This window comes from Stenotrophomonas geniculata ATCC 19374 = JCM 13324 (genome assembly GCF_001431625.1).
Taxonomy (GTDB): domain Bacteria; phylum Pseudomonadota; class Gammaproteobacteria; order Xanthomonadales; family Xanthomonadaceae; genus Stenotrophomonas; species Stenotrophomonas geniculata.
Window position 1 is genome coordinate 22,607 of sequence record NZ_LLXT01000119.1, and the last position, 26,539, is coordinate 49,145.

The 26,539-nt window shown below is 66.6% G+C and carries 29 protein-coding genes; 17 read left to right on the forward strand and 12 right to left on the reverse strand.

From position 1 onward, the window contains the following. Positions 1–42: 42 nt before the first annotated feature. Positions 43–1,008, forward strand: coding sequence for a sodium:calcium antiporter (locus tag ARC63_RS14550; protein ID WP_057503645.1), 966 nt, complete (start codon positions 43–45; stop codon positions 1,006–1,008). A gap of 135 nt (positions 1,009–1,143) precedes the next feature. Here ARC63_RS14550 and ARC63_RS14555 read toward each other — a convergent pair whose 3' ends face one another. The 8 genes from ARC63_RS14555 to ARC63_RS14590 all read right to left on the reverse strand — a co-directional run bounded on the left by ARC63_RS14555 (position 1,144) and on the right by ARC63_RS14590 (position 8,950). Then, positions 1,144–1,533 carry a Na+/H+ antiporter subunit G gene (locus ARC63_RS14555; protein WP_010482673.1) on the reverse strand — a complete coding sequence of 130 codons (390 nt, stop codon included), beginning with the start codon at positions 1,531–1,533 and terminating at the stop codon, positions 1,144–1,146. Then, positions 1,530–1,814 carry a K+/H+ antiporter subunit F gene (locus ARC63_RS14560; protein ID WP_005411334.1) on the reverse strand — a complete coding sequence of 95 codons (285 nt, stop codon included), beginning with the start codon at positions 1,812–1,814 and terminating at the stop codon, positions 1,530–1,532. Before ARC63_RS14560 ends, ARC63_RS14555 begins: the two co-directional genes overlap by 4 nt. Then, the gene (locus tag ARC63_RS14565; protein ID WP_010482671.1) at positions 1,811–2,317 is read right to left on the reverse strand and encodes a Na+/H+ antiporter subunit E; all 507 of its coding nucleotides are present in this window, start codon (positions 2,315–2,317) and stop codon (positions 1,811–1,813) included. Before ARC63_RS14565 ends, ARC63_RS14560 begins: the two co-directional genes overlap by 4 nt. Beyond that, positions 2,314–3,849, reverse strand: a complete 1,536-nt coding sequence (locus ARC63_RS14570) for a monovalent cation/H+ antiporter subunit D (protein ID WP_010482670.1) — start codon at positions 3,847–3,849, stop codon at positions 2,314–2,316. Before ARC63_RS14570 ends, ARC63_RS14565 begins: the two co-directional genes overlap by 4 nt. Beyond that, the gene (locus tag ARC63_RS14575) at positions 3,846–4,238 is read right to left on the reverse strand and encodes a Na+/H+ antiporter subunit C (protein WP_010482669.1); all 393 of its coding nucleotides are present in this window, start codon (positions 4,236–4,238) and stop codon (positions 3,846–3,848) included. The genes ARC63_RS14570 and ARC63_RS14575 overlap by 4 nt, the downstream gene beginning before the upstream one ends. Then, entirely contained in the window at positions 4,238–7,069 is a 2,832-nt protein-coding gene (locus tag ARC63_RS14580) for a monovalent cation/H+ antiporter subunit A (protein ID WP_057503646.1), read from the reverse strand. Before ARC63_RS14580 ends, ARC63_RS14575 begins: the two co-directional genes overlap by 1 nt. 332 nt (positions 7,070–7,401) lie before the next feature. Continuing rightward, a complete protein-coding gene (locus ARC63_RS14585) occupies positions 7,402–7,887 on the reverse strand; it encodes an Mpo1 family 2-hydroxy fatty acid dioxygenase (RefSeq protein WP_010482667.1) in 486 nt (161 codons plus the stop codon). A gap of 136 nt (positions 7,888–8,023) precedes the next feature. Next, positions 8,024–8,950, reverse strand: a complete 927-nt coding sequence (locus ARC63_RS14590) for a phosphoribosylaminoimidazolesuccinocarboxamide synthase (RefSeq protein ID WP_029379835.1) — start codon at positions 8,948–8,950, stop codon at positions 8,024–8,026. A 141-nt stretch (positions 8,951–9,091) separates the two neighbouring features. On the opposite strand from ARC63_RS14590, the gene ARC63_RS14595 reads away from it, so the two are divergent. The 5 genes from ARC63_RS14595 (at position 9,092) to yegS (ending at position 12,391) form a co-directional block, all read left to right on the forward strand. Next, positions 9,092–9,421 carry a J domain-containing protein gene (locus tag ARC63_RS14595; RefSeq protein WP_005411327.1) on the forward strand — a complete coding sequence of 110 codons (330 nt, stop codon included), beginning with the start codon at positions 9,092–9,094 and terminating at the stop codon, positions 9,419–9,421. Between the two features lie 57 nt (positions 9,422–9,478). Beyond that, positions 9,479–10,156 (forward strand): ribulose-phosphate 3-epimerase, encoded by a 678-nt coding sequence (gene rpe, locus ARC63_RS14600; protein WP_010482664.1) that lies wholly within the window; start codon positions 9,479–9,481, stop codon positions 10,154–10,156. Between the two features lie 12 nt (positions 10,157–10,168). After that, positions 10,169–10,648 carry a GNAT family N-acetyltransferase gene (locus tag ARC63_RS14605; RefSeq protein WP_049411837.1) on the forward strand — a complete coding sequence of 160 codons (480 nt, stop codon included), beginning with the start codon at positions 10,169–10,171 and terminating at the stop codon, positions 10,646–10,648. Positions 10,649–10,655: 7 nt separating this feature from the next. Further along, positions 10,656–11,255 carry a hypothetical protein gene (locus ARC63_RS14610; protein WP_057503647.1) on the forward strand — a complete coding sequence of 200 codons (600 nt, stop codon included), beginning with the start codon at positions 10,656–10,658 and terminating at the stop codon, positions 11,253–11,255. 200 nt (positions 11,256–11,455) lie between these two features. Then, positions 11,456–12,391: a lipid kinase YegS gene (gene yegS / locus ARC63_RS14615; protein WP_010482660.1), complete on the forward strand. Its 936-nt coding sequence runs from the start codon at positions 11,456–11,458 to the stop codon at positions 12,389–12,391. Positions 12,392–12,406: 15 nt separating this feature from the next. Here the strand turns inward: yegS and ARC63_RS14620 are convergent, their stop codons facing one another. After that, positions 12,407–13,270, reverse strand: coding sequence for an ankyrin repeat domain-containing protein (locus ARC63_RS14620; RefSeq protein WP_228354867.1), 864 nt, complete (start codon positions 13,268–13,270; stop codon positions 12,407–12,409). Positions 13,271–13,375: 105 nt separating this feature from the next. Between ARC63_RS14620 and ARC63_RS14625 the strand changes: the two genes are divergently transcribed. From ARC63_RS14625 to ARC63_RS14655, 7 genes are all read left to right on the forward strand, one after another. After that, positions 13,376–15,733, forward strand: a complete 2,358-nt coding sequence (locus tag ARC63_RS14625; RefSeq protein ID WP_057503648.1) for a Tle-like phospholipase domain-containing protein — start codon at positions 13,376–13,378, stop codon at positions 15,731–15,733. 178 nt (positions 15,734–15,911) lie between these two features. Next, positions 15,912–17,387 carry an anthranilate synthase component I gene (gene trpE / locus ARC63_RS14630; RefSeq protein ID WP_049411792.1) on the forward strand — a complete coding sequence of 492 codons (1,476 nt, stop codon included), beginning with the start codon at positions 15,912–15,914 and terminating at the stop codon, positions 17,385–17,387. 67 nt (positions 17,388–17,454) lie between these two features. After that, on the forward strand, positions 17,455–18,234 hold the full coding sequence (locus ARC63_RS14635) for an SIMPL domain-containing protein (protein ID WP_057503649.1): 780 nt from the start codon (positions 17,455–17,457) through the stop codon (positions 18,232–18,234). A 2-nt stretch (positions 18,235–18,236) separates the two neighbouring features. Continuing rightward, positions 18,237–18,824, forward strand: coding sequence for an anthranilate synthase component II (locus tag ARC63_RS14640; protein ID WP_049411794.1), 588 nt, complete (start codon positions 18,237–18,239; stop codon positions 18,822–18,824). Between the two features lie 16 nt (positions 18,825–18,840). Further along, positions 18,841–19,872 (forward strand): anthranilate phosphoribosyltransferase, encoded by a 1,032-nt coding sequence (gene trpD, locus ARC63_RS14645; RefSeq protein WP_043399367.1) that lies wholly within the window; start codon positions 18,841–18,843, stop codon positions 19,870–19,872. 74 nt (positions 19,873–19,946) lie between these two features. Further along, positions 19,947–20,741, forward strand: coding sequence for an indole-3-glycerol phosphate synthase TrpC (gene trpC / locus ARC63_RS14650; protein WP_049480644.1), 795 nt, complete (start codon positions 19,947–19,949; stop codon positions 20,739–20,741). Continuing rightward, positions 20,738–21,454, forward strand: a complete 717-nt coding sequence (locus ARC63_RS14655) for a haloacid dehalogenase-like hydrolase (RefSeq protein WP_010482651.1) — start codon at positions 20,738–20,740, stop codon at positions 21,452–21,454. The genes trpC and ARC63_RS14655 overlap by 4 nt, the downstream gene beginning before the upstream one ends. Before the next feature lie 97 nt (positions 21,455–21,551). Here the strand turns inward: ARC63_RS14655 and ARC63_RS14660 are convergent, their stop codons facing one another. Beyond that, a complete protein-coding gene (locus tag ARC63_RS14660) occupies positions 21,552–22,313 on the reverse strand; it encodes a sulfite exporter TauE/SafE family protein (protein WP_010482650.1) in 762 nt (253 codons plus the stop codon). A 62-nt stretch (positions 22,314–22,375) separates the two neighbouring features. Continuing rightward, on the reverse strand, positions 22,376–23,065 hold the full coding sequence (crp, locus tag ARC63_RS14665; protein WP_010482649.1) for a cAMP-activated global transcriptional regulator CRP: 690 nt from the start codon (positions 23,063–23,065) through the stop codon (positions 22,376–22,378). Between the two features lie 149 nt (positions 23,066–23,214). On the opposite strand from crp, the gene speD reads away from it, so the two are divergent. After that, entirely contained in the window at positions 23,215–24,009 is a 795-nt protein-coding gene (gene speD, locus ARC63_RS14670) for an adenosylmethionine decarboxylase (RefSeq protein ID WP_006473908.1), read from the forward strand. A gap of 167 nt (positions 24,010–24,176) precedes the next feature. After that, positions 24,177–24,497, forward strand: coding sequence for a DMT family transporter (locus tag ARC63_RS14675; RefSeq protein ID WP_057503650.1), 321 nt, complete (start codon positions 24,177–24,179; stop codon positions 24,495–24,497). Positions 24,498–24,582: 85 nt separating this feature from the next. Here the strand turns inward: ARC63_RS14675 and coq7 are convergent, their stop codons facing one another. Further along, the gene (gene coq7 / locus ARC63_RS14680) at positions 24,583–25,227 is read right to left on the reverse strand and encodes a 2-polyprenyl-3-methyl-6-methoxy-1,4-benzoquinone monooxygenase (RefSeq protein WP_010482647.1); all 645 of its coding nucleotides are present in this window, start codon (positions 25,225–25,227) and stop codon (positions 24,583–24,585) included. Positions 25,228–25,424: 197 nt separating this feature from the next. Between coq7 and rplM the strand changes: the two genes are divergently transcribed. Both rplM and rpsI read left to right on the forward strand, forming a co-directional pair. Continuing rightward, positions 25,425–25,853, forward strand: a complete 429-nt coding sequence (gene rplM, locus ARC63_RS14685; protein ID WP_005414692.1) for a 50S ribosomal protein L13 — start codon at positions 25,425–25,427, stop codon at positions 25,851–25,853. A gap of 2 nt (positions 25,854–25,855) precedes the next feature. Then, the gene (gene rpsI / locus ARC63_RS14690; RefSeq protein WP_005411311.1) at positions 25,856–26,248 is read left to right on the forward strand and encodes a 30S ribosomal protein S9; all 393 of its coding nucleotides are present in this window, start codon (positions 25,856–25,858) and stop codon (positions 26,246–26,248) included. Positions 26,249–26,539: the final 291 nt, after the last annotated feature.

The window sequence follows — 26,539 nt, forward strand, 5'->3', positions numbered from 1 at the left end:
CCAAGCGTAGAATCGCGCCACCACTGCTGGGGGGAGTGCTCGATGATCGCCATTGCCATTGCCTGGTTCCTGTTCGGCCTGCTGCTGCTGGCGCTGGGCGGGGACTCCATCGTCAAGGCCGTGTCCGGCCTGGCCCAACGTTTCGGGGCCAGCCCGTTCACTGCCGGGCTGCTGCTGCTCGGGGTAACCACCTCGTTGCCGGAACTGGCGGTCAATGCGCGCGCGCTGGCGGTGGGCCAACCGGAGCTGGCCCTGGGCAACGCGGTGGGCAGCAGCATCGTCAACCTGGGCCTGACCCTCGCCGTGGCGGCCATGGCTGCGCCCCTGCTGCTGCGCGCGCGCCTGCAGACGGTGCTGTGGTGGTCGCTGCTGGCGGCGGGTGTGCTGTTGATCCTGTTCGGGCATGATGGCGGTCTCGCACGTTGGGAGGGCGGCATACTGCTGGCCGGCTTCATCGTGGTGCAGGTGCTGCTGCTGCGCCGTGGCCGCAGCGAAGGCGCGGCGGTGCAGGCGGCCATTGCCGAATCCGCGCTGAGCCGCACGAGCCTGCCGTTGAACGTGCTGCGCGTGCTGATTGCCGCGTTGACGCTGTACTGGGGCGCGCGCCTGGTGGTGGGCGCCGCCGCGGATTTCGGCGTAGCCCTGGGCTGGACGCCCCTGCTGGTCGGCCTGCTGCCGGTGGCGATCGGCACCGCACTGCCGGAGGTGGCCACCGCCATCGCCGCCGCGCGTCGCGGGCATGGCGACATGGTGCTGGGCCACGTGCTGGGTTCCAGCGTGGTCAACCTGCTGCTGGTGATTGGTGCGATGGCAGTGCTGCAGCCGCTGGCGTTGCCGGCCTCGTTCGTGCGCCTGGAGCTGCCGGCGCTGCTGGCGTTCGCGCTGGTGCTGTACCCGATGCTGCGTGGCGATCTGAAGATCAGCCGTGGCGAAGGCGTGATCCTGCTGGTCGCGTTCGTCGGCTGGCTCGTGCTGGAGCTGCTGCTGGTGGGCGCACCAGCGTTGTAGATCCACGCCATGCGTGGATGCGGTTGATTTCGTGCCGACCAACGGTCGGCACCCACCACCGATCACCCGGTGGGTGCCAACCTTGGTTGGCACTCGCGCAAACAATGCGCCGACCAAGGTCGGCCGCTACCGGATTTACCGGCCCTGCGTGGTCTCTTCTTCCCGCACCGGCTCCGGCGGCGGCAGCTGCTCTTCGGCGGCCGGCTCGTTGCCCGGCAGGCTGGGGCGGGTTTCCATCAGCAGCGACAGCGCGGCCTTGGCCATCATGTGTGCGCTGATCGGCGCGGTGATGAACAGGAACACGGTGATCAGCAGCTCGCGCGGCTGCGGGTCCTGGCCCAGGAAGATGTGGTAGCAGACCGAGCACACCAGCACGCAGCCCACGCCCAGCGTGCTGGCCTTGGTCGGTGCGTGCAGGCGCTTGAAGAAGGTGGACAGCTTCACCAGGCCCAGTGCGCCGACCAGGATGAAGAAGCAGCCGAACAGCAGCAGGATCGACAGGCCGATCTGGATCGCGGTGATCATTCGACGATGTCCCGGCGCAGCACGAACTTGCTCAGCACCACGGTGCTGCCGAAGCCGAGCATGGCGATGATCAGCGCGGCCTCGAAGTAGATCGGCGAGTTGAGGTACATGCCGAACAGCATCAGCTCGGCGATCGCGGTCACCGACAGGGTGTCCAGCGCGAGGATGCGGTCGGGCACGGTCGGCCCGCGCAGCAGGCGCCAGGTGGCCAGCAGCATCGCCAGGCCGACCACGTGCATGCACACCACCAGGGTGGTCTGGATGACTTCAAAACCGGTCATGGGAAGATCTCCATCAACGGCGCCTCGTAACGGCGCTTGATCGTATCGATCAGGTCCTGTGGGTCCTCCAGGTGCAGCACATGCACCAGCAGGAACTTGCGGTCGTCGCTGAGCGCGGCCGAGACCGTGCCCGGGGTCAGAGTGATCATGCTGGTCAGCGCGGCGATGCCGTGGATGTTGGCGATGTCCAGCGGCAACCAGATGAAACCCGGGTGGATGTTCTTCTCCGGGCCCAGCACCTGCAGGGCAACGCGGATGTTGGACATCAGGATGTCCCACAGGGTCACGCACAGCAGTTTCGGCAAAGGGCGCAGAGTGCCGATGCGGGCGAACTCGCGATCCAGGCGCGCGGCGAACAGCGGCACCACCACGCCCAGCACCAGCCCCAGCACGATCTGGCCGAGGGTGAAGCTGTCGGACATCAGCAGCCAGAATGCCACCACCATGATGCTGAGCATCGGCGAGGGAATGACGCGGCGGAACAGGGAGCGCTGGGCGGTCATGGCTGGCGGATCTCCGGCGTGGTCGCGCGCAGCTGCTGCACGTACTCGCTGGGGTGCAGCAGCTGTGCGGCGGTGGCGTCGGTGTAGCGCATCAGTGGGGCGGCGGCCAGGGTCATGCCGATGCCGTAACCCAGCAGCAGGCAGGCGGCGTAGAGCTCGACCCGGCGCAGGCGTGCCTTGCGCGGCTTCGGTGCCTCGGGATCGACCGGTGGCACGCGCCAGAACAGGCGGATGCCGCCGCGGGTCAGGCCCATGATCACCAGCAGGCTGCTGACCAGCACCGCCGTCCAGACGGGGGCGGTGTACTGTGCCGGCATGCCAGCCAGCAGCGCGGCCTTGGCCAGGAAGCCGGACAGCGGAGGCAGGCCGGCCACCGACACTGCGCCGATCAGGAACAGCACCGCTGGGGTTTCCTTGCCCGGCATCGGTGCCACCACTTCCTTGCGGTCGCTGGCGCCACCACGTCGGCGGCGGATCAGGTCGGCAATCAGGAACAGCGCGGCGGCGACGAAGCTGCTGTGTGGCAAGTAGTACAGGCCGGCTGACAGCACCTGCGGCGTGCCTACCGAGAAGGCGATGAACAGCGTGGCTGCCGACACGATCACCAGGTAGGAGATCAGCACGCGCAGGCGGGTTGCGGCCAGCGCACCCAGGCCACCGAGCACCAGCGTTGCCACGCCGGCCCACAGCAGCCAGTCGCGGCCATAGCCGGTCATCGCGCCGGCATCGTCGCCGAACCACAGCATCTGGATGCGCAGCACCGAGTACAGGCCGACCTTGGTCATGATCGCGAACAGCGCAGCCACAGCGGCCGGCGCGCGCGAATAGGCTTCCGGCAGCCACAGGTACAGCGGCATCAGTGCGGCCTTGGCGCAGAACACCAGCAGCAACAGGCCCATCGTCGCCTTCACCAGGGTCAGCTGCGCCGCTGGCACCTCGGCGATGCGCTGCGACAGCTCGGCCATGTTCAGCGAGCCCAGCGAGGCGTACAGCAGGCCCAGCGCGATAAGGAACAGGGTCGAGGCGGTGACGTTGAACACCACGTAGTGCAGGCCGATGCGCATACGCAGGCCGCGGCCACCGCTGAGCAGCAGGCCGTAGGAGGCGATCAGCATCACCTCGAAGAACACGAACAGGTTGAAGATGTCGCCGGTCAGGAACGCACCGTTGAGGCCCACCAGCTGGAACTGGAACAGTGCATGGAAGTGCGGTGCGCGGCGGTCCCAGCCCGAGCAGGCATGCAGCAGGCAGGGAATGGCCAGCAGCAGGGTGGTCAGCAGCATCCACGCCGACAGCCGGTCGGCCACCAGCGCGATGCCCAGCCGCGACGGCCAGTCTCCCAGCAGGTAGACGTTGATGTCACCGCTGGCCGTGCTGGCAAACAGCAGGCCCACCGCCAGGGCCAGCGCCGACAGCGCGGTCCAGGCCACCGCGCGCTGCACTCTGGGGCCATAGCGGCGGTGTTCGACGAACAGCGACAGTGCAGCACCCAGCAGCGGAATCAGGATCGGCAGGATCACCAGATGATTCATGCGCGGTCCTCGTCCTGGCGCGGCGGCACGCGCTCATCCTGCAGGTCGTCATCCGGTTCGTGGGCGTCCACGTGGTCGCTGTGGTTGTCGCTGCGGCTGCGCATGGCCAGCACGATGCTCACGGCAGTCATCGCGAAGGCGATCACGATCGCGGTCAGCACCAGTGCCTGCGGCAACGGGTCGGTGTAGTTGCCGAGATGGCTGTCCACACCCTCCTGCAGCACCGGCGCCTTGCCCAGCACCACGCGGCCACCGGCAAAGATCAGCAGGTTGGTGGCGTAGGACAGGAAGGTCATGCCGAGGATCACATCGAAGCTGCGCGCACGCAGCAGCAGGTAGATGCCGATGGCGGTCAGCACGCCGATCGCGGTAGCCAGGGCCAGTTCCATCAGTGCATCTCCCCGGTGCGGGCCGAACGGCGTTGCAGGTCGATCTCACCCTTGCGGGCAGTGCGGGTACGCGACGGCTTGATCGTGCCCATCATCGACAGCATCAGCATGGCGCCGCCGAACACCACCAGGTAGACGCCGATGTCGAAGCCGATGGCACTGGCCAGCGGCACGTCGCCGATCAGCGGCAGGTGCAGGTCCAGGTGCCCGCTTGTCAGGAACGGTACGCCGAACAGCATCGAGGCACTGCCGCTGAGCAGGGCGATCAGCAGGCCCATGCCGATGCAGCGGATGTAGTCGAAGCCGAAGCGCGATTCCACCGACGCGGTGCCCTGGATCACGTACTGGATCAGCAGCGGTACCGCCAGCACCAGGCCGGCGATGAAGCCACCGCCCGGCGCGTTGTGGCCCCGCAGGAACAGGAAGATCGATACGGTCAGGGTCAGCGGGAACATGATCTGCGCCAGGTCAGCCGGCACCGGCAGCTTGATCGGCGGGCCAGGCATGATCTGTTCCGGCGCCATCCGCGTGCGCCGCAGCAGGGCATGTACCACCAGTGCGGCGATGCCGAACACGGTGATCTCGCCGAAGGTATCGAAGCCGCGGAAGTCGACCAGGATCACGTTGACCACGTTCTGGCCGTACGCCTCGGGCAGGGCGCGGGCGAGCAGCTCGCCGGCCATGGTGTTGGGCGGCAGGGTCATCGCCGAATAGGCCAGCGCGCCAAGCCCGGCACCGGCGATGATGGCGATCACCGCATCGCGCCGCTTGCGCCAGCGCGGCCGCTCCGGTCCGGACTGCGCGGGCAGGTAGTTCATGCCCAGCAGCATCAGCACCAGGGTCACCATCTCGACCAGCAGCTGGGTCAGGGCCAGATCGGGTGCGGACAGGAACACGAAGGTCAGCGCCACCATCAGGCCGACACCGCCCACCAGCAGCACCGCCAGCAGGCGCTGCTTGTAGACACGCAGGGTGGCCACCGCACAGGCCATCATCACCAGCCACAGCGCCCAGCCCAGCAGCGGGATCGGCTGCGGTTTGGTCCAGTTCGGCGAGGCCGGGTTGGCGATGTAGGGCGCGGCGGCCACGGTGATGGCCACCAGCACCAGGCCCAGCAGCATGCGCTGCAGGCTGCCATTGGCGATGCCGTTGGTCAGGCGCATGGCCAGCGCGGAGATCGCATCCAGCTGTGCATGGAACACGTTGCGCCCGGTGGTGCGGGTTTCCACGCCGTGCAGGTTGATCAGCCTGCGCAGGCCGAAGTACAGCGCCACGCCACCGACTACGCCGATCGCGCTCATCGCCAGCGGCAGGTTGAAACCGTGCCACACCGCCAGGCTGTACTCGGGCATGGCGTTGCCGAGGATCGAGGCCGCAGCGGCGTGCAGCACCGGCGCCACGGTCAGTGCCGGAGCGATGCCTACCGCCACGCAGATCACCACCAGCAGTTCCACCGGCACCTTCATCCAGCGCGGCGGTTCATGCGGCACGCGGTCCAGGTCGTGCGGGCCGGGGCCGAAGAAAGTGTCGTGCACGAAGCGCAGGCTGTAGGCCACGCCCAGCACGCCGGCCAGCAGCGCGGCGATCGACACCGCCGTGCGCATCGCGCCCGGGCCGCCACCGGCGGTCAGTGCCTCGGCGAACAGCATTTCCTTGGACAGGAAGCCGTTGAGCAGCGGGATGCCGGCCATCGCCAGCGAGGCGATGATCGCCAGCGCGCTGGTGAACGGCATCAGCTTACGCAGGCCTCCGAGCTTGCGCATGTCACGGGTGCCGGTTTCGTGGTCGATGATGCCGGCGGCCATGAACAGCGAGGCCTTGAAGGTGGCGTGGTTGAGGATGTGGAACACGCCGGCCACCACCGCCATTGGCGTGGACAGGCCGAACAGCAGGGTGATCAGGCCCAGATGCGAGATCGTGGAGTACGCAAGCAGGCCCTTCAGGTCGTGCTGGAAGATCGCGTTCCAGGCCCCGATCAACAGGGTGATCGCGCCGATGCCGCTGACCGTGTAGAAGAACAGGTCGCTGCCGGCCAGCGCCGGATGCAGCCGCGCCAGCAGGAACACGCCGGCCTTCACCATGGTGGCCGAGTGCAGGTAGGCCGAGACCGGGGTCGGCGCCGCCATCGCGTGCGGCAGCCAGAAGTGGAACGGGAACTGCGCGCTCTTGGTGAAGATGCCGGCCAGCATCAGGAACAGGGCATACGGATACAGCGCGCTGGCGCGGATCTGCTCGCCGGCGGCCAGTACCACGTCCAGGTCGAAGCTGCCGACGATGCGGCCGATCAGCAGCACGCCGCCGAGCAGGGCCAGGCCGCCGCCGCCGGTGATCACCAGCGCCATGCGCGCGCCTTCGCGGGCGTCCTGGCGGTGCGACCAGAAGCCGATCAGCAGGAACGAGCTGATGCTGGTCATTTCCCAGAAGATCATCAGCAACAGCAGGTTGCCCGACAGCACCATGCCCAGCATGGCGCCCATGAACAGCAGCAGGTAGCAGTAGAAGCGGTGCGCGTTGTCCTGCTGGCTCAGGTAGTAGCGCGCATACAGCACCACCAGCGCGCCGATGCCCAGCACCAGCCCGGCGAACATCCAGGCCAGCCCGTCCAGGCGCAGGGTGAAGTCCAGGCCGATCTGAGGCAGCCAAGGGACCATCGTCCGCACCACCTGGCCGCCGAGTACGGACGGGGTCAGCCAGCCGAGGATGGCCAGCCCGCCCAACGGCGCCAGCGCCGCCAGCCAGGCAGCAGTCGAGCGCGAACTACGGGGGAAGGCCGCAACAGCCGCTGCCATCAGGAACGGCAGGGCCAGCAGCAGGGGCAGGCTGGGGAGCATGCAGGGAATCCATGATTCACGAGCAGGTCAGGGAGGATAACAGGCCGCGAAATGTCGCCGAAACCCATCGAACAGCGATCAATTGCATGTAACGTTCGCTGATTCATTTTTTCTGCGGTGCAGCATCACGTTCCTGCAGTCCTTCCCCGGTTGCCCTCGGGGACACCCTACGCCCACGCAGGGAGACCGCAGGCCCTGTCGCACAGGGGCTGCCGTCGACGGGCGGGAAGTGGGGAGCGAGTCACCGGGGCAGGCTGGCAGGGCCGTCGTGGAGTGCGGGTGACGGAATCTGCCCGTTCAGGAAACGACGGTCGCCGTCGGCCGGCCGCAGTTCAATAGCGCCAGTCGAGCTTGCGGTAGAACTTGGCCATCACCCAGGCCGGGCCGATCAGCAGGTAGGTCAGGTCGGTCAGGAAGCTGGGCTTGCGGCCCTCGAACGTGTGGCCGATGAACTGCGCGATCCAGGCCACCACGAACACGCCCACCGCCAGCCAGCGCAGGGCCTGCAGGCCGATTTCGGCCTCCAGCAGGCGGCACAGGCAGCCGAACACGAAGAACTGGATGAGCATGCCGATGCCCAGCGGGCGCGACAGCTTGTTGTAGAAACACCACGCGCTGAACATCGCGAACGCCGACCAGATGCCGTACTGGAACCAGGTGATCAGCGGCGGCAGGCACCACAGCAGGGCCACCACCGACCACAGGATCGCCGGTACCGCCACCACGTGGATGCGCTGGTTGATCACATTGCGGTGGTCGTCGGAGTAGCTGGCGAAATAGCGGTCGATCGGCCGCGCAAGCTCGGTGGATGTCTGCATGCGGCCAGCATACTCCCGCCAGAGCCGACAGTAGAGCCAGGCCATGCCTGGCTGCGGATTCGCCGAGGTTGCCGGCCAGCGGCCGGCACTACCCCTTCAGAGTGCCCCCGCCTTTCCGGCCGGGGGCGCAGGCGGATCAGTCGACGCTGATCCCGGCCAGGCGCTGCAGCGCCTCGGCGTACTTGGCGCGGGTGCGCTCGATGATCTCGGCCGGGATGGTCGGGCCCGGGGCGGTCTTGCCCCAGTCCAGCGTCTCCAGGTAATCGCGCACGAATTGCTTGTCGTAGCTCGGCGGGCTGGTACCCACTTCGTACTCGTCGGCCGGCCAGTAACGCGAGGAATCCGGCGTCAGCATCTCGTCCATGATGTACAGGCGGCCATCGGCGTCGGTACCGAACTCGAATTTGGTATCGGCCAGGATGATGCCGCGCTCGCGGGCGTAGTCGGCGGCGAACTTGTAGATGCGCAGGGTGGCGTCGCGCACGCGCTCGGCCAGGTCCGCACCGACCTGCTTCACCATCGCATCGAAATCGATGTTCTCGTCATGGTCGCCGACGGCGGCCTTGGTCGAGGGGGTGAAGATCGGCTCCGGCAGCTGCTCGGCCTGGCGCAGGCCATCGGGCAGGTCGATGCCGCTGACCTTCCCGGTGCGCTGGTAGTCCTTCCAGCCGCTGCCGATCAGGTAGCCGCGGGCGATCGCTTCCACCGGCACCGGCTTCAGCTTGCGGGTGACCACCGCACGCTTGGCGTACAGGGCCGGATCCACGCCCTCGGGCAGCACGCTGGCCACGTCGATGCCGGTCAGGTGGTTGGGCATCAGGTGCGCGGTCTTGGCGAACCAGAAGTTGGACACCTGGCAGAGCATCTCGCCCTTGCCCGGGATCGGGTCGGGCAGGACCACGTCGAACGCCGACAGGCGATCGGTGGCCACCATCAGCAGGTAGTCGCCCGGCGGGGTCCCTGCAGGCAGCCGCTCGCGCGGGATATCGAACACATCACGCACCTTGCCGCGATGGCGCAAGGGCAGGCCGGGGAGATCGGATTGCAACAGCGTGGTTGGCACGGGCACTCCTGGGGCGTTGTCGATACGGCTGCCCAACGGACCCGGCGGGCCCGCTGACCAGCGGGCGGCCTAGTGTAAAGCCGTCCGGGCCCGCTGTGACGTAAAATGAGCGTCCATTTCGTCGGTCGACCCCGGAGCGCCATGCGCTGGTACGGAAAACTGCTCGGATTCATCGCCGGCGCCCTGCTGTTCCGGCCCAATCCGCTGTTTGGCGCGGTGGTCGGCCTGTTGATCGGCCATGCCTTCGACTCGGACTGGTTCCGCCTGAACAAGGAGAACCCGTACCGGGAGCTGGGGCTGACCTCCGAGGCCACCGATGCCGAGGTAGAGCGCGCCTATCGCAAGCTGATCTCGCAGTACCACCCCGACAAGCTGGGCGGTGCCGCCCCCGAGCTGCAGCAGCAGGCCGAGCAGAAGTCGCGGCGGATCAACGCCGCCTACGACCGCATCAAGACCCTGCGCAAGCGCTGACCCGACAGTCCCGCCTGCGGGCGGGAGAATCCTTTCCCCGTTCCGAAGGCCCCGGCCATGTCCAACTGCCTCATCGCCCCGTCCATTCTCTCCGCCAACTTCGCCCGCCTCGGCGAGGAAGTCGACAACGTCCTCGCCGCCGGTGCGGACTGGGTCCACTTCGACGTGATGGACAACCACTACGTGCCGAACCTGACCATCGGCCCGATGGTCTGCCAGGCCTTGCGCAAGCACGGCGTCACCGCGCCGATCGACGTGCACCTGATGGTTGAGCCGGTGGACCGCATCATCCCGGACTTCGCCGAAGCCGGTGCCACCTACATCAGCTTCCACCCGGAGGCCAGTCGCCACGTGCACCGCACCATTCAGCTGATCCGCTCGCTGGGCTGCAAGCCGGGCATTGTGCTCAATCCGGCCACCCCGGTGGACATCCTCGACTGGGTGCTGGATGACCTGGACCTGGTGCTGCTGATGTCGGTCAACCCGGGTTTCGGTGGCCAGGCCTTCATCCCCTCGGCGCTGGACAAGCTGCGCGTGGTGCGCAAGATGATCGACGCCAGCGGCAAGGACATCCGCCTGGAGATCGACGGTGGCGTGAAGGCCGACAACATCGGTGAGATCGCCGCCGCTGGCGCTGACACCTTCGTCGCCGGCTCGGCCATCTTCAACGCCAAGACCAGCTACCAGGACGTGATCGCGCAGATGCGCGCGAACGTTGCTGCGGCAAGGGGCTGAGCCATGGGTACGGTGGCCGTGTTGAACATCCGTCCGGCCACCGTGGCCGATGCCGGCCTGATCCTGCACTTCATCCGTGAGCTGGCCATCTACGAGAAGGCCGAGCATTCGGTGCAGACCGATGAGATCGGCATCGCCGAGAGCCTGTTCGGTGCCGACGCGACCGCACGCGCGTTGATCTGCGAAGCCGACGGTGAGGCCATCGGCTATGCGGTGTATTTCTACAACTACTCCACCTGGCTGGGCCGCAAGGGCATCTACCTGGAAGACCTGTACGTCAGCCAGGAAAAGCGCGGCGTCGGCGCAGGCAAGGCGCTGCTGAAATACATCGCCCGGCAGGCCGTGGCCGAAGGCTGCGGCCGCTTCGAATGGTCGGTGCTGGACTGGAATACCCCGGCCATCGAGTTCTACACCGCCGCCGGCGCCAAGCCGCAGGACGAGTGGACCGTGTACCGGCTGGAAGGCGCTGCCCTGAAGGCATTTGCCGGGTAGCCGCCAAGTGGATGCGCTGACCCTGCCGCAACGCATCACCCTGCTTCGCCAGCAGCTGCCCGCGTCCATCCGTATCTGCAGGCAGGCACTGATGGAATCGGGCGGGGATCTTGCCGTGGCGCATGCCTGGATCGTGCGCCGGCTGGTTGCCGAGTACAGGCAGCGCACGGGCGCCCCGGTGGATGAGGCCGCCGCCGACCTGCAGCGGTGCGGCCATGATGTCGAGCGCGCGCTGCTGCTGTGGCAGCGCCGCTATCCAGCACCGCCGCTGCCTCCCCTGGAGCGGATCGCGCAGGGGCATCCGCTGGCAGCAGAGCTCCCAGCACAGGACGACCTGCGCCGGTTCGTGCATGTCCTGCCGGATGCCTACGGTGCCTTCGAGGCGCGTCTTGTCACCCACGCCGCACGCTTCACCGAAACCGCCTATGGCTTCGACTACGACCTGGCCATGCAGGATCCGCTGACGCGGGTCGAGCGCCGGTTTGCCGATGGCATGGCGGCACTCGCCATCCTCCTGCAGCAGCACGGCATCGAGCCCGCAGAGCTGCGCGACGTGGATGATTTTGACAGCTGCCTGCTGCACAGCCCGATCGACGCCTATCTCTGAGCCGTCGCGGCAAGGCAAAAAAAAAGACCACGCCAAACCCCGGCGTGGCCTCGCTGCATGCGTGGGAGGCTGATCCTGCCTCCATCCATCGTCCCTGCTATGGCCTTCCATTCTCCGGTTGCTGAATGACATCTGCGTGACATTCACCGCGGACAAACAGCGCATTGCTAGCCTGTGCGCCCCCGTCCTGGAAGCACCACATGGCCGCACCGCGCTGGCGCCTGATCCTCAATGGCAAATCCGCTGGCAACGATGAGTTGCGCGACGCCGTCGGCCACTGGCGCGGGCAGGGTGTGCAGCTGGAAGTGCGGGTGACCTGGGAGGACGGTGATGCCGAGCGCTACGTGGCCGAGGCGATTGATCACGGCGTGGATGTGATCGTGGCCGCCGGTGGCGATGGCACGCTCAGTGCGGTGGCCGAGACCCTGGCCCACCGTGAGGAACCGGCGGATGCGCTGCCATCACTGGCGCTGATTCCGATGGGGACCGCCAACGACTTCGCGACTGCTGCCGGCATTCCCACCGAGCCGAAGGAGGCCTTCGGCTTGATCGGGCAGGCGACGCCGCATGCGATCGATCTCCTGCGCGTGGACGCCGATGGCACCCACTGGTGGTGCGCCAACCTTGCCAGCGGTGGTTTTGGCACGCAGGTAACGGTGGAGACCGATGCCGGCTTGAAGAAGATGCTGGGCGGGCTGGCCTACGTGATCACCGGCATCGCCAAGCTGGGTCGCATCGAGCCGATCACCGCGCGGCTGTCCGGCCCGGACTTCGCGTGGGAAGGCGACTTCATCGCGCTCGGCATCGGCAATGGCCGCCAGGCAGGCGGTGGCCAGCAATTGTGCCCGCAGGCACTGATCGATGATGGGCAGCTGGACGTGACGGTGCTTCCGGAGCTGGAGGGGGAAGTCACCGCCACGCTCGGCCAGATGCTGAAGTCCGGCACCCAGGCCGCGCTGGAACAGCTGGCAACACGCGCGCGGCTGCCATGGTTGCAGGTGGAGTCCGAGCGCCCGCTGACGCTCAACCTGGACGGTGAACCGGTACAGGCGCGCCAGTTCCGCATCGCGTGCGTGCCGGGCAGGGTGCGGATGCACCTGCCCGTGGGCTGTGCACTGTTGTCCGAGCCGCGCTGAGCCGCACCGGAAGTACTACAACGGCGGTATGTCCTGCTCCTTCGCCGGGAACCCGAATGCTTCACGCTTCTCGCGGATGTACTGCGGCAGCGGCGGCCGGGCAATGCCGTGATCGATCAGCCACTGCTGGCACTTCTTCTGCCACGGCAGCAGGTCCGGTGTGGTGATTTCCCAGTAGATCGCTTCGACCATGGCCATCCGATCGGGCGCGCCCGGTTGCGCCGATGACGGCGATGCAATCGTGGGGTCCGCACCATGTTCAAGCAGCCAGTAGGCCTGCTCGAAGCCGCCACGGCCGGTGTACCAGCTCAGGACCGTATCGGCCTGGCCGATGTTGGATTCGTTGACGTGTGCGCCGCGCTCCACCAGCAGCTGGATGTTCTTCCACAGGTTGCCGGAAATGAAGGCCTGAAACAGCAGCGTTTCGGTATTGGAGGTGCGCGTGTCCGGGTCGCCGCCATGATCCAGCAGGAGGGCCAGGTAGCGCGGATCGTCCATCTTCGCGGCATAGACCATGGCGTTGTTGTGGCGGAACGTCTCGCCGTCCAGCGTTTCAATACGCCGTGCATTCGGGTTGGCGCCGTTGTCGAGCATCGCGCGCAGGCCTTCCAGGTTGCGCGCGCGCAACGGCCACGCGATGAGCGGAATGCCATCCTGCTTCGAGAACTCCTTGTCGGGGTTCACGCCTTCGGTCTTGATCAGGCGCGTGATCGTCGCCGCATCACCCTGTTCGGCGGCAATGGCCAGCTCCAGGGCCTTGCCTTCGAAATAGCGCTCCGCGCCATGTGAAGACGTGCGCGCGCAGGCGCTCAGCAGTATCAGCAGCATCAGCGCCAGCCAGGAGAATGGCGTAAAGGAACTGTGAGGGGGACGGTGCATGTGATTCCTTGACATGGACGCGTTCGGGGGATGATAGCGTTGGCCGTGGTCATTCCAGCAGGTCCTGGATGACCACGTCTTCACTGATGAGCAATGGAGTCTGCCATGAGCGGTCACGATCCCGAGCAGCAGGAACGCCTGCTGCAGGCCCGCGCCAGGAGCGTCCAGGCGCAGCAGCACCTGGTCGAGCAACTGCAGGGCGGTGGACACGCCACCGAAGCGGCGCGCCTGCGCGAGACCTATCACGCCCGCGAGCTGGGTTCGCTTGCTGATGATGTGTATGCCTCGGCAAAGGGCAAAGGAGAACCGCCGGTCGGGTGGACGCGAGCCAGTGCCGTGACCGACCCGGACACGCTCAAAGCGGCGGGCATCAGCCTTGGGGCAGCCGACCTGAAGAAGCTGATGCGGCCGAACGACTCGGGTTTCCGCGCAGAGATCTACATTCCGGACAAAAGGGTGTTCGGTGATGACGCCAAGCCGGTGCTGGTGTTCAAGGGATCCACGGGCGAAATCATCGATCCCCGGGCGAAAGGCGGGCGGCGTGAGTCCGGAGGCGAGGATTTCCTCAACAACGGACGCCAGGGCGTGGGCATGCAGAGTGACTACTACGATCGGGCCATGGCACTGGCGAGTCGCTTGAAGACCTCCGGTACCCACTTTGAACTCGCCGGTCATTCGCTTGGCGGCGGCATGGCCTCTGCCGCTTCGGCGGTGACCGGTGTACGTGCGACCACCTTCAATTCGGCGGGCCTGCATCCGGCCACCGCCGATCGCTACGCGAAATCCCACGGATTGCCGGTGTTCAACACGCGCGACACGGTGCACACCTACCAGACCTCGGGTGAAGTGCTCAACGATGTGCAGAACGGATTGAAGCGGCTCAACGAGCATCACCGGCAGGGCTTTGGCCTGCTGGCCAGCGAGACCAGCCAGCTGCTGCGCCAGCCCGGCGTGCAGCAGATGGTTACCCGCAAGCTGCAGGAGATGATGCCGGCCGGTGCGCAGACGGCCACCGCCCAGCTGGTTGACCAGCTGGCGTCGAAATCCGGGGCGGAGGCATTGCGCAATGTTCCGGTGGCCGCGGGCAGGATGGAACTGTTGCTGGATGCCAAGACCGAAGTGAATGGAAAGGTGGTGGACCGCCGCCATCGAGAAGCGCCAAGCCAGCTTGCCGAATACGGTGGCCCGTTGGCCGAGGTGCTGATCGCAGGTGCGCGTGGCATGCGTGCCGGACGGGTTGCCGGTGAACATGTCGAGCAGGTCGGCGCGCTGGCGGGCCGGGGCATGAGCCTGTCCGGCGTGGCCGTCGAGCGTGCGTCGACCCTGCAGGGAAATGCGATCGGCACCGTGGTCGACTACGGTGGAAAGAGCATGCGGGTCGGCATCGAAGGCGGCGCGACGGTCATTGCCAAGGGACGCGAGCTGCAGGGTCTGGTCGAATCGGTCAGCCACCGCGTGCAGGCCAAGGGCAGTTACGGCTGGAACATCGGGGCCAGCGTGCTGGGTGCGCTCGGTGCCGACGACATGGCCAGGCAGATGCGCGAGCACGGTGACGCGGCCCGCAATCAACACGAAACCAAGGCCCGTGAAGCCACCCGTGAAGCAGCGGCGGATGCCGGCCGCATCCGCGCCGGCGGCCATCATCTGGGCGGCCAGCTGCAGCAGGGCGTGCATGGCGTGGCCAATGGGCTGCGCAATGGCTATGCCGTGTACGGCGCGACTTTCCACATGGGCATGAACTGGAGCAGCCATCAGATCACCGGGCTGACCTCGCAGGCGCCGGCCGTGCTGGCCGGCACCGTCGGGCTGGGTGCGATGGCCAACAAGGGCATTGCCACGCACCTGCCCACGCCGGCACTGCCGCAGAACCTGGTCAACCTTGCCAAGACGTCGTGGGTGATCGGGCGCGGCAGTGCGACCATGGGGGAGTCGGTGGACCGGCATGGCATGAGCGAGACGATGAACCCCAGTCTCGACGCGGCAATCGCGAGCCAGGAGGCGGCCGCGCGCAAGCTGCTTGGACGGCCGCATGCGCAGCTGCAGGAGGGGGCCGCGAAGATGCCAGCGCTGAACGATCCGGGGCACATCGACTTCCATCTGTTCAAGGGCGCGCAGACCGGCGTGCACGGCCTCGATGTGGCACATGGCCGCATCCCGAACCTGCAGAGCGACCAGCTGGCCGGGGCGTTGGCTGCGCAGGCCAAGCGCGATGGGCTGCAGGCCATTTCCCATGTGCTGCTCAGTGACGACCGCACGCGGGCATTCGCGGTCGACACCCCGGATCTGCAGGCGGCCCACCGCCGACATGCGCACGTGGACGTGGCGGCCGGCATGGCCCAGCCGCTGGCCGTGAGCACGGCGCAGGTTGACGCCCTGAACACCGGTCGCGAACAGGCGACGGCGGCTGGATTGGCCCAGCAACAGGGGCTGGAGGCCCAGGAGAATGCCCGGCGGATGGGCTAATGGCCGAATGAACCGCGCCGCGGCGGCGGGGTTCCCCTCCCGCCCCGGCTGCGATACAGTCAAGGGGTGTCCAGCCTGACGACCCCGCATACCCTTTCTTCCGCACGCCGTTGGTGGCGATGGTGGCCCGTTGCCGTCGTCCGCCCCCATAACGCTGTGTCCCGGAAGGAAAGTCGTCTTGAACTCGCACGCTCAGTTTCAGCAGCAGGCCGCTGAAGGCCACACCCATATTCCCGTCGTCCGTGAAGTGCTGTCCGACCTGGACACGCCGCTTTCGGTCTATCTGAAGCTCGCCGACGGCCCCAATACCTACCTGTTTGAATCCGTCGAAGGCGGCGAGCGCTTTGGTCGTTACTCGATCATCGGCCTGCCGGCGCGCCGCGTGTACGCCTTCCACGGCCATACGCTGACCGTGCGCGAAGACGGCCAGATGGTGGAAACCCGCGAGGTGGCCGACCCGTTCGCCGAGGTCGAGGCGCTGCGCAGCGCTCACTCGGTGCCCAAGCTGGACGGCCTGCCGGGCTTCACCGGTGGCCTGGTCGGCTGGTTCGGTTTCGAATGCATCGGCTACATCGAACCGCGCCTGGCGCCGCCGGCCGGCCGTGATGAACTGGGCACCCCGGACATCCTGCTGCTGGATTCCAATGAGCTGGCGGTGTTCGACAATCTCAAGGGCCGGCTGTACCTGATCGTACATGCCGACCCCCGGGTCGAGGGCGCCTTCGAGCAGGCCCAGGCCCGCCTGGATGCACTGACCGCCAAGCTGCGCGCACCGGGCGCCGGTTATCCCGCGCCGCTCAACAGTGATGTGCTGGACGAGTCCGATTTCGTCTCCGGTTTTACCCGCGAAGGCTTCGTCGATGCGGTCCAGCGCAGCAAGGAATACATCCGCGCCGGTGACATCTTCCAGGTGGTGCTCAGCCAGCGCCTGAGCGTGCCGTTCAAGGCGCGCCCGGTGGATGTGTACCGCGCGCTGCGTGCACTGAACCCGTCGCCGTACATGTACTTCCTGGATGTCGGCGACCTGCAGGTGGTCGGCTCGTCGCCGGAAATCCTGGTGCGTCTGCAGGATGGCGAAGTCACCGTGCGCCCGATCGCCGGTACCCGTCCGCGCGGTGCCACCGTCGAGCAGGATCTGGCGCTGGAAGCCGAACTGCTGGCCGATCCGAAGGAACGCGCCGAGCACCTGATGCTGATCGACCTCGGCCGCAACGATGCCGGTCGCGTGTCCAAGGCCGGCACCGTGGAAGTGGGCGAGCAGTTCGTGATCGAACGCTACAGCCACGTCATGCACATCGTCAGCGAAGTGACCGGGCAGCTGCAGCCGGGGCTGAGCTATGCCGATGTGCTGCGCGCCACCTTCCCGGCCGGCACGGTCAGCGGCGCGCCGAAGATCCGCGCGCTGGAGGTGATCCGCGAGCTGGAACCGATCAAGCGCAATGTCTATGCCGGCAGCATCGGCTACATCGGCTGGCACGGCGATGCCGATACCGCGATCGCGATCCGCACCGCGGTGATCAAGGATGGCCGCCTGTACGTGCAGGCCGGCGCCGGCATCGTCTACGACTCGGACCCGGACAAGGAATGGGACGAGACGATGAACAAGGGCCGCGCGCTGTTCCGCGCCGTCGCCCAGGCTGCCAAGGGCCTGTGAGCCTTTCCGTGCCGTGGCCTGCGCCGCGGCACCTCCTGCTGTTCCCGTTCAAGACAAGGAGTACCGCATGAAGCTGCTGAGCGCATTGCTGTGGTCGTCACTGCTGGCCACGATGGCCCCGTCTGCGTGGGCGCAGGCCAATACCATTCCCTCGCAGCCGCACCTGCTGGTGAAGGGCGAGGCGCGCCGCGTGGTGATGCCGGACCGGTTCGGCCTGCAGTTGAACATCGAAGAGACCGACATGGATGCTGACGCCGCGCGCCGCCGCGTGCAGGACAACGTCGCGCGCGTGCTGGCGCTGTTCAAGCAGCACAAGGCGGTGGAAGGCAGCGTGCGCGCGGACAACCTGCGTATCGGTCCGGCGACGCGCTATGAGCAGAACCGGCAGGTCTTCATCGGCACCCGCGTGTCGCGCCAGCTGCGTGCCAGCTTCGCCAGCGTGAAGGCGATGCAGGACGTGCTGGGTGCGCTGAAGGCCAACGAGAACGTGCAGGTCAGCAGCGTGGCCCCGACCTACTCGGGCGAAGTGGCGCTGCGACGCGAACTCAAGGGCGAAGCAGCGGCCAAGACCCGCGAGTCCGCGCAGGGCCTGGCCAAGGCCTATGGAACGAAAGTGCGTGGCCTGTACAGCATCTCCGACGTGGCGCCGGACTTCGCCTACGGCATCCAGGCCGGGCAATGGCCGCAGCCGGGCGAGGATGGTGAGTATCTGGACAGGATCTCGGTGACCGGCAGCTATGCACCGACCTCGGCACCTGCGCCCGGTGCACCGGAGTCCATTGAAGCCGGCCCCATCACCTACACCGAAAACGTATACGCCATTTTCCTGATAAGCGACGGAACCTGACCATGTTGTGGATGATCGACAACTACGACAGCTTCACCTACAACCTCGTGCAGTACCTGCAGACGCTGGGCGCCGAAGTGAAGGTGGTGCGCAACGATGCGATGAGCGTGGACGAGATCGCCGCGCAGAAACCCGAGCGCATCGTCATCTCGCCCGGCCCGTGCACGCCCAACGAGGCGGGCGTGTCGCTGGAATTGATCCAGCGCCTGGGCCCGACCACGCCGATCCTCGGCGTGTGCCTGGGCCACCAGGGCATCGGCCAGGTCTACGGTGGCACGGTCATCCGCGCGGGCAACATCATGCACGGCAAGACCTCGCCCATCCGCCATGAAGGCAAGGGCGTGTTCGCCGGCCTGCCGGATCGTTACCAGGCCACCCGCTACCACTCGCTGGTGGTGGACAAGCACAGCCTGCCCGATGTGCTGGAAGTGACCGCCTGGACCGAGAACGAGGACGGCTCGATCGAAGAGATCATGGGCCTGCGTCACCGCCAGTTCCCGGTGGAGGGCGTGCAGTTCCACCCCGAATCCATCCTCACCGAACACGGCCACGCCCTGCTGCGCAATTTCCTGCAGCGTCCGGCGGCCTGATCCAAGGAGCATTCCCATGAGCTTCTCCCCCCAGGAAGCCCTGCAACGCACCATCGAGCACCGCGAAATCTTCTTCGACGAAATGGTCGACCTGATGCGGCAGATCATGCGCGGCGATGTCTCGCCGATGATGACCGCCGCCATCCTCACCGGCCTGCGGGTGAAGAAGGAAACCATCGACGAGATCGCGGCCGCGGCCACGGTCATGCGCGAATTCGCGCTGGCGGTGCCGGTGGCCGATACCACCCACCTGGTCGACATTGTCGGTACCGGTGGCGATGGCTCGCATACCTTCAACATCTCCACCTGCGCGATGTTCGTGGCGGCCGCAGCCGGTGCGCGTGTTGCCAAGCATGGCAACCGCAGCGTGTCGTCCAAGTCCGGCAGCGCCGATGCGGTGGAAGCGCTGGGTGCGGCCATCGAACTGCAGCCGGCCCAGGTGGCCGCGGCCATCGAGCAGACCGGCATCGGCTTCATGTTCGCGCCGATCCACCATCCGTCGATGAAGGTAGTCGCGCCGGTCCGCCGCGAGATGGGCGTGCGCACCATCTTCAACATCCTCGGCCCGCTGACCAACCCGGCCAGCGCGCCGTCGGTGCTGATGGGCGTGTTCCACCCCGATCTGGTGGGCATCCAGGCGCGCGTGCTGCGCGAGCTGGGCACCGAGCGCGCCATGGTGGTCTGGGGCCGCGACAACATGGACGAGATCTCGCTGGGCGCCGGCACCCTGGTGGGCGAGCTGCGCGACGGCAAGGTGCGCGAGTACGAGATCCACCCGGAAGACTTCGGCATCGCCATGTCGGCCAGCCGCAACCTGCGCGTGGACGGCCCGGAGCAGTCCATCGCCATGCTGCGCGCCGTGCTGGACAACCAGCAGGGACCGGCACTGGACATCGTGGCGCTGAATGCCGGCGCCGCGCTGTACGTGGCCGGCGTGGCCAGCGACATCGGCGATGGCCTGGCCCGTGCCCGTGCAGCCATCGCCAACGGCAGCGCCCGCCAGCGCCTGCAGCAGTATGTGGAGACCACCCGCGCGCTGGTTGCCTGAGCGCGCGGTTCAGCCTGACCCTTTTGATGGCCGATAATGGCCGTCCTCACCGCCCCCGCACCGAACCGACGACGATGAGCGACATCCTGCAGACGATCCTGGCCCGCAAGGCCGAAGAAGTGGCCCAGCGCCGCGCCCAGCGCCCGCTCGAGGCGCTTCAGGCCGCCGTGGCCAGCGCCCCGCCGGTACGTGGCTTCGTGCGCGCCCTGCAGGCGGCCGTGGCCAATGGCGACCCCGCAGTCATCGCCGAGGTGAAGAAGGCCAGCCCGTCCAAGGGCGTGATCCGCCCGGATTTCCGCCCGGCCGATATCGCCGTCAGCTACGAGTTCGGTGGCGCCAGTTGCCTGTCGGTGCTGACCGACGCGGATTTCTTCCAGGGTGCCGACGCCTACCTGCAGCAGGCCCGCGAGGCCTGCACGCTGCCGGTGCTGCGCAAGGACTTCGTGATTGACGCCTACCAGGTGTACGAGGCGCGCGTGCTGGGCGCCGACTGCATCCTGCTGATCGTCGCTGCGCTGGACGACACCCAGCTGGCCACCCTGTCCGAACTGGCACTGTCGCTGGGCATGGACGTGCTGGTGGAAGTGCATGACATCGACGAACTGGAGCGTGCGCTGCAGGTGCCGGCACCGATGATCGGCATCAACAACCGCAACCTGCGCACCTTCGAAGTGTCGCTGCAGACCACGCTGGACATGCAGAAGGCGGTGCCGCGTGACCGCCTGCTGGTGACCGAGAGCGGCATCCTGGGCCCACAGGACGTGGCGCTGATGCGCGATGCCGGCATCCATGCGTTCCTGGTCGGCGAGGCCTTCATGCGCGTGGAAGAGCCGGGCGAGGGCCTGCGTCAGCTATTCTTCGCGGCATGAAAACGCACTATCCGACGCCGCGCGACGATGCGCCGCTGGTGGTCTTCGATTTCGACCACACCCTCTACGACGGCGATTCGGGCACCCACCTGTTCGCCTCGCTGATCAAGCGCAACCCGTTGCGGATGCTGGCGGCGCTGCTGGTCACGCCGATCGCCGGGCCGATGGTGGCGCTGCTGCCGACCCGTCGTGCCGGTATTTCGGTCTATGTGTGGATCGGCAGCTTCGGCCTGCACCGTGCGCGCGACTTCAACAAGGTCATCGACGCCTATGTGCTGCGCAATGAGGCGCAGATGCGCGCCAAGCTGCTGCCGCAGGCGCTGGAGGTGTTCGCCGCGCACCGCGCCAAGGGCGACCGCGTGGTGGTTGCCACCGGCGCGCCGCCAGAGCTGGCACGGGCGATCCTGGCCTTCGTCGCCCACCAGGACGTACCGGTGATCGGCACCGAGGTTGGCCCGCGGCTGGGCGGCGTCGGCCCGACCCGCCACTGCCACAACGAAGAGAAGATGCGCATGCTGCGCGAGCGCGGCTACGGCGATATCGATATCGCCTACTCCGACAGCACCGCCGACCTGCCATTGCTGCTGGCGGCCAAGGCGCCGGTGGTGGTGAACCCGAAGCCGGGCAGGGTGGACTTCTTCCGCCGCGTGCTGCCGGCCGGCACCCGCATCCTCAACTGGGGCTGCGTGGACCGTGGTGGCGACAAGGCCTGATCCGAGCCTGTTGTAGAGCCGAGCCATGCTCGGCTGCTCTTCGTTGCGGTATCCGTGCGCGATCAGCCGAGCATGGCCCGGCTCTACAGGGAATGCCTCAGCGATACAGGTGCCCGTACACCGCGTGGCCGATCTGGAACAGGCTGATGCCCAGCACCAGCACGCCAACGGCCACCAGCACCCAGCGCTCCTTCACCCGCTTGACCAGGATCGCCGCCACCGGCGCGGCCATCATGCCGCCGATCAGCAGGCCGGCGACGATCTGCAGGTGCTGCACCCCCATCGACAGCAGGAAGGTCGCCGACACCGTCAGCGTGACCACGAACTCCGCCGCATTGACCGTACCGATGGTGGTGCGCGCCTGGCCACCACGAGCGAGCAGGGTGGACGTGGCGATCGGCCCCCAGCCGCCACCGCCGCTGGCGTCGAGCAGGCCCGCGAAGAAGCCCAGCACCGGTACCCGGCGGATTTCGCCCTTGGGCATCCAGCGTCCGGCCGCGCGGGCCAGGATGATGATCGCCAGCACCAGCAGGTACAGGTAGATCAGTGGCCGGATGATCTCGCCCGGGATCTGGGTGAGCACGTAGGCGCCCACCGCGCCGCCCACCGCGCCGGGCAGGGCCAGGCGCAGGAACAGGCGTTTATCGACATTCCCGGCGGCGAGGTGCGACACACCCGAGGCGCCGGTGGTGAACACTTCCGCGGTGTGGATGCTGGCGCTGACCTGCGCCGGCGGCAGGCCCATGCTCAGCATCACCGACGATGAGACCAGGCCGAAAGCCATGCCCAGCGCGCCGTCGACCAGCTGCGCGCCGAGGCCGATAAGGATGAACCACCAGAATTCGCTGCTCAGTTCCATGCCCCGAGCCTAGCGCGCGAGGGAGTGCGGACCAAGGTCCGCACCCACCGGGGGCTCAACGGTCAACGGGTGCCGTACAGCACCACGGTCTTGCCGCGGGCATGCAGCAGGCCGTCGGTCTGCAACTTCTTCAGCACGCGGCCGGCCATTTCGCGCGAACAGCCGACCAGGCGCGCCAGTTCCTGGCGCGAGACGCGCAGCTGGCTGCCCTGCGGGTGGCTCATTGCTTCCGGTTCCTGCGCCAGGTCGTGCAGGGTGCGCACGATCCGGTCGGTGACGTCCAGGAATGCCAGTCGGCTGGCCTTGCGGCTGGTGTCGAGCAGGCGCTTGGAGATCTGCTGGCCCAGCGCGTACAGCAGGCGCGGGGCATCGGCCGACAGCGGGCCGAGGAACAGCTGATGCAGGCGCTCGTAGCTGATTTCGGCCAGCTCACAGGCGGTGCGGGTCCGCAGGATCACCTCGCGGCGGTCCGATTCAACGAACAGGCCCATCTCGCCGACGAACTCGCCAGCACCGAAGTAGCCCAGCACGAGCTCGCGATCGTCATCTTCCTCGGCCATGATCGAAACCGAGCCGCTGATGACGTAATACAGGGTTCCCGCCGGGTCACCGGGTCGGAAGACGTCGGTACGGGTGGGGTATCGCCGCCTGTGGCTGTGCGCCAGGAAACGATCGATTGTGGCGATATCCAGGGCCAGTGGACTGCTAGCTAGGCGCACGGTTGACACGATAGGAGCGCTCCCTCTGCGCATGAACGGATTCACGGGGTCGATAGCGGAGCTTAACCAGCGCAATTGTTAAGGGCAAACAGTGTGCCAGATGTGAGCGATCTTCACGTTCCCCCCGGGGACGGTTTGCCCCATAATTCCCCCTTTCCCTTCTTACACAGGAATCGACCGCCGTGGTCAAGCCGTTGCCTCGCCTGAGGCTGCAGGGTTTCAACAACCTCACCAAGGCGCTGAGCTTCAACATCTATGACGTGTGTTACGCGCGCACCGAAGAGGAGCGTCAGCGTTACATTGAATACATCGATGAAGAGTACAACGCCGACAGGCTGACTCAAATCTTGACCGATGTCGCCGAGATCATCGGCGCCAACATCCTGAACGTGGCCCGCCAGGACTACGACCCGCAGGGTGCCTCGGTGACCATCCTGATCTCCGAAGAACCGGTGATCGACAAGAAGCAGGCCGGCAAGGAGCTGATCTCCGACGCCGTGGTCGCGCACATGGACAAGTCGCACATCACCGTGCACACCTATCCGGAAACGCACCCGCAGGAAGGTATCGCCACCTTCCGCGCCGACATCGACGTGGCCACCTGCGGCGTCATTTCGCCGTTGAAGGCGTTGAACTACCTGATCGAAAGCCTCGAGTCGGACATCGTGATCATGGACTACCGCGTCCGTGGCTTCACCCGCGATGTGAAGGGCAAGAAGCACTACATCGATCACAAGATCAACTCGATCCAGAACTTCCTGGCCAAGAACATCAAGTCGCGTTACGAGATGTTCGACGTCAACGTCTACCAGGAAAACATCTTCCACACGAAGATGCACCTGAAGGACTTCGACCTGGACCAGTACCTGTTCGAGGAAAAGGCCAAGAACCTGTCGTTCAAGGAACGCATGAAGATCGAAGCGCTGCTCAAGCGCGAGATCGAAGAGCTGTTCCACGGCCGGAACCTGTCCGAGTAAGCCCCATGCGCGATGCCGGCAGGCATCGCCGCCCAGGCGGGACGACCCGCCCCGTGGAACTGGTGTCGCGCAAGCGACGTGGTTCCACGGTGATGTACCGACCCACGGCCCGGTGTGAAAACACCGGGCCGTTTCGTTTTTCTCAAAAAGGTAAGGAGCCCCCACCCATGCCCTGGATCTACCTGCTGCTGGCCGGCCTGTTCGAGATCGGTTTCGCCCTCGGAATGAAGTACTCCGAAGGCTTCAGCAAACCCCTTCCCACTGCTGCCACGGTCGTGTCCGCGCTGATCAGCCTGTACCTGATGAGCCAGGCGATGAAGAGCATCCCGGTCGGCACGGCCTACGCGATCTGGACCGGTATCGGCGCCATGGGCGTGGTGGTGCTGGGCATCTACCTGTTCAACGACAGCGCATCGCCGGCCCGCCTGGCCTGCGTGGGCCTGATCGTAGCCGGTGTGATCGGCCTGAAGCTGGTGTCGCCGAACTGATTGATGGCCCGACCAACGGTCGGGCCCACCGTCAGGCCCCGCCGCACCTCTTGGTAGGCCCACGCCGTTGGTGCGGGCAAACCCTTCAGATGCGGTAGGCGATGGTCTTCATCACCCTGGAGGCCAGCGCCATCGCGCCCGGGATCGGGAACGGCAGGCGGCGTGCGCCGGCCTGCTCGGCGTGCTCCGCATGGCGGGCCTCGTCTTCCTTCATCACCTGGATGACCGCGCGGCTGCGCAGGTCGCTGGCCGGCAGGTCGACCAGGTGCTCGTCCAGATGGGCTTCCACCTGACGCTCGGTTTCGACCACGAAGCCCAGGTTCCAGCCGTCGCCACGCAGCCCGGCCAGGGTGCCGATGGTGTAGCTGCCGGCATACCAGAGCGGGTTGAACAGGCTCGGACGGCTGTCCAGTTCGCCCAGGCGGGTGGCGCACCAGGCCAGGTGGTCGGTCTCTTCCTGGGCCGCTTCCAGCAGGTGTTCACGCGTGGCCGGGTCGCGGGCCACGGCGGCCTGGCCGAAGTACAGGCCCTGCGCGCAGACCTCGCCGACATGGTTGATCCGCATCAGCCCGGCCGCATGGCGGCGTTCAGTGCTGTCCATGCCCGGCTCGTCGGTGTCCGCAGCCGGGTAGGGGCGGGCCGCCGGCGGGTTGCCGAACACCGTGTCCAGGGCGCGCTGCGCCTCGGTCAGCAGGTGGTCCAGCGGGGTGATCTGGCGGAGCACGGTCATGGCGGTACACGGTGGGGCGGAAGACCCCGCGATTCTCGCCCGGCCCCGTCCCCCTGCCAACCCGGTCAGGGGTCGGCTTGCAACGGGGGTCTGACCTGCGTACAATCCCGCCTCTTACGCTTCACCTTTTCACAACGCGTGGCAGAGTTCCGGTGAGCCTTTCGCCGCAATGAGCCCGACCTAACCTAGAGTTCTTCATGAGCACTTTCACTGCCAAGAACGAGACCGTCCAGCGCGACTGGTACCTCGTCGACGCCGAGGGCAAGACCCTGGGCCGTCTCGCCACCGAGCTGGCCCGCCGTCTGCGCGGCAAGCACAAGCCGGTCTACACCCCCCACGTTGATACCGGCGACTACCTGGTCGTCATCAATGCAGAAAAGATTGCCGTCACCGGCAAGAAGCTGCAGGACAAGATGTATCACCGTTTCACCGGTTACATCGGCAACCTGAAGACCGAATCCCTGGCACAGGCGCTGGAGCGCCACCCGGAGCGCGTGATCGAGATCGCCGTGAAGGGCATGCTGCCGAAGGGCCCGCTGGGTCGCCAGATGTACCGCAAGCTCAAGGTCTACGCCGGCACTGAGCATCCGCACGCCGCACAGCAGCCGCAGGTTCTGGATATCTAATCATGGCTATCACTCAAAACTACGGCACTGGCCGCCGCAAGTCCTCCACCGCTCGCGTGTTCCTGCGCAAGGGTTCGGGCAACATCACCGTCAACGGCCGTCCGCTGGACGAGTTCTTCGGTCGTGAGACTGCGCGCATGATCGTGCGCCAGCCGCTCGAGCTGACCAAGAACACCGAAAGCTTCGACATCCTGGTCACCGCCGCTGGCGGCGGCACCACCGGCCAGGCCGGTGCGATCCGTCTGGGCATCGCCCGTGCTCTGGTCGAGTACGACGAAACCCTGAAGTCCGAGCTGCGCAAGGCCGGCTTCATGACCCGTGACGCCCGTGAAGTCGAGCGTAAGAAGGTCGGTCTGCACAAGGCCCGCCGCGCCACCCAGTTCTCCAAGCGCTGATCTACCGCGCCTGGTTGGGCTCCTTCGGGAGCCCGCTGGATGGAAAAGCAAAAGCCCGGCTTCGGCCGGGCTTTTGTCGTTTCGGTGTCATGCATTCCCGGGTTGCCGGCCAGCGGTCGGTACTACCCGTGGCTTCACATGTCAGAAGGGGGTGGGGTCGGAGCCCTTTTCTCTGAAAAGGATCCGACCCCGGACCCCTCTCTGGAGGAGAGCCCCCTTGATGTTCAAGGGGGCGCGCCGACAGGCGCGGGGATCAGGTGGAATGCGCGACCAAATTAAAAGCAAAAGGCC

Bases quoted from the DNA above. Each gene is read 5' to 3' on its own strand.
- ARC63_RS14550 (WP_057503645.1), top strand. From the start codon at position 43: ATGATCGCCATTGCCATTGCCTGGTTCCTGTTCGGCCTGCTGCTGCTG.
- ARC63_RS14555 (WP_010482673.1), bottom strand. From the start codon at position 1,533: ATGATCACCGCGATCCAGATCGGCCTGTCGATCCTGCTGCTGTTCGGC.
- ARC63_RS14560 (WP_005411334.1), bottom strand. From the start codon at position 1,814: ATGACCGGTTTTGAAGTCATCCAGACCACCCTGGTGGTGTGCATGCAC.
- ARC63_RS14565 (WP_010482671.1), bottom strand. From the start codon at position 2,317: ATGACCGCCCAGCGCTCCCTGTTCCGCCGCGTCATTCCCTCGCCGATG.
- ARC63_RS14570 (WP_010482670.1), bottom strand. From the start codon at position 3,849: ATGAATCATCTGGTGATCCTGCCGATCCTGATTCCGCTGCTGGGTGCT.
- ARC63_RS14575 (WP_010482669.1), bottom strand. From the start codon at position 4,238: ATGGAACTGGCCCTGGCTACCGCGATCGGCGTGCTGACCGCCATCGGC.
- ARC63_RS14580 (WP_057503646.1), bottom strand. From the start codon at position 7,069: ATGCTCCCCAGCCTGCCCCTGCTGCTGGCCCTGCCGTTCCTGATGGCA.
- ARC63_RS14585 (WP_010482667.1), bottom strand. From the start codon at position 7,887: ATGCAGACATCCACCGAGCTTGCGCGGCCGATCGACCGCTATTTCGCC.
- ARC63_RS14595 (WP_005411327.1), top strand. From the start codon at position 9,092: ATGCGCTGGTACGGAAAACTGCTCGGATTCATCGCCGGCGCCCTGCTG.
- rpe (WP_010482664.1), top strand. From the start codon at position 9,479: ATGTCCAACTGCCTCATCGCCCCGTCCATTCTCTCCGCCAACTTCGCC.
- yegS (WP_010482660.1), top strand. From the start codon at position 11,456: ATGGCCGCACCGCGCTGGCGCCTGATCCTCAATGGCAAATCCGCTGGC.
- ARC63_RS14620 (WP_228354867.1), bottom strand. From the start codon at position 13,270: ATGCACCGTCCCCCTCACAGTTCCTTTACGCCATTCTCCTGGCTGGCG.
- ARC63_RS14625 (WP_057503648.1), top strand. From the start codon at position 13,376: ATGAGCGGTCACGATCCCGAGCAGCAGGAACGCCTGCTGCAGGCCCGC.
- ARC63_RS14635 (WP_057503649.1), top strand. From the start codon at position 17,455: ATGAAGCTGCTGAGCGCATTGCTGTGGTCGTCACTGCTGGCCACGATG.
- ARC63_RS14640 (WP_049411794.1), top strand. From the start codon at position 18,237: ATGTTGTGGATGATCGACAACTACGACAGCTTCACCTACAACCTCGTG.
- trpD (WP_043399367.1), top strand. From the start codon at position 18,841: ATGAGCTTCTCCCCCCAGGAAGCCCTGCAACGCACCATCGAGCACCGC.
- trpC (WP_049480644.1), top strand. From the start codon at position 19,947: ATGAGCGACATCCTGCAGACGATCCTGGCCCGCAAGGCCGAAGAAGTG.
- ARC63_RS14655 (WP_010482651.1), top strand. From the start codon at position 20,738: ATGAAAACGCACTATCCGACGCCGCGCGACGATGCGCCGCTGGTGGTC.
- ARC63_RS14660 (WP_010482650.1), bottom strand. From the start codon at position 22,313: ATGGAACTGAGCAGCGAATTCTGGTGGTTCATCCTTATCGGCCTCGGC.
- crp (WP_010482649.1), bottom strand. From the start codon at position 23,065: ATGCGCAGAGGGAGCGCTCCTATCGTGTCAACCGTGCGCCTAGCTAGC.
- ARC63_RS14675 (WP_057503650.1), top strand. From the start codon at position 24,177: ATGCCCTGGATCTACCTGCTGCTGGCCGGCCTGTTCGAGATCGGTTTC.
- coq7 (WP_010482647.1), bottom strand. From the start codon at position 25,227: ATGACCGTGCTCCGCCAGATCACCCCGCTGGACCACCTGCTGACCGAG.
- rplM (WP_005414692.1), top strand. From the start codon at position 25,425: ATGAGCACTTTCACTGCCAAGAACGAGACCGTCCAGCGCGACTGGTAC.
- rpsI (WP_005411311.1), top strand. From the start codon at position 25,856: ATGGCTATCACTCAAAACTACGGCACTGGCCGCCGCAAGTCCTCCACC.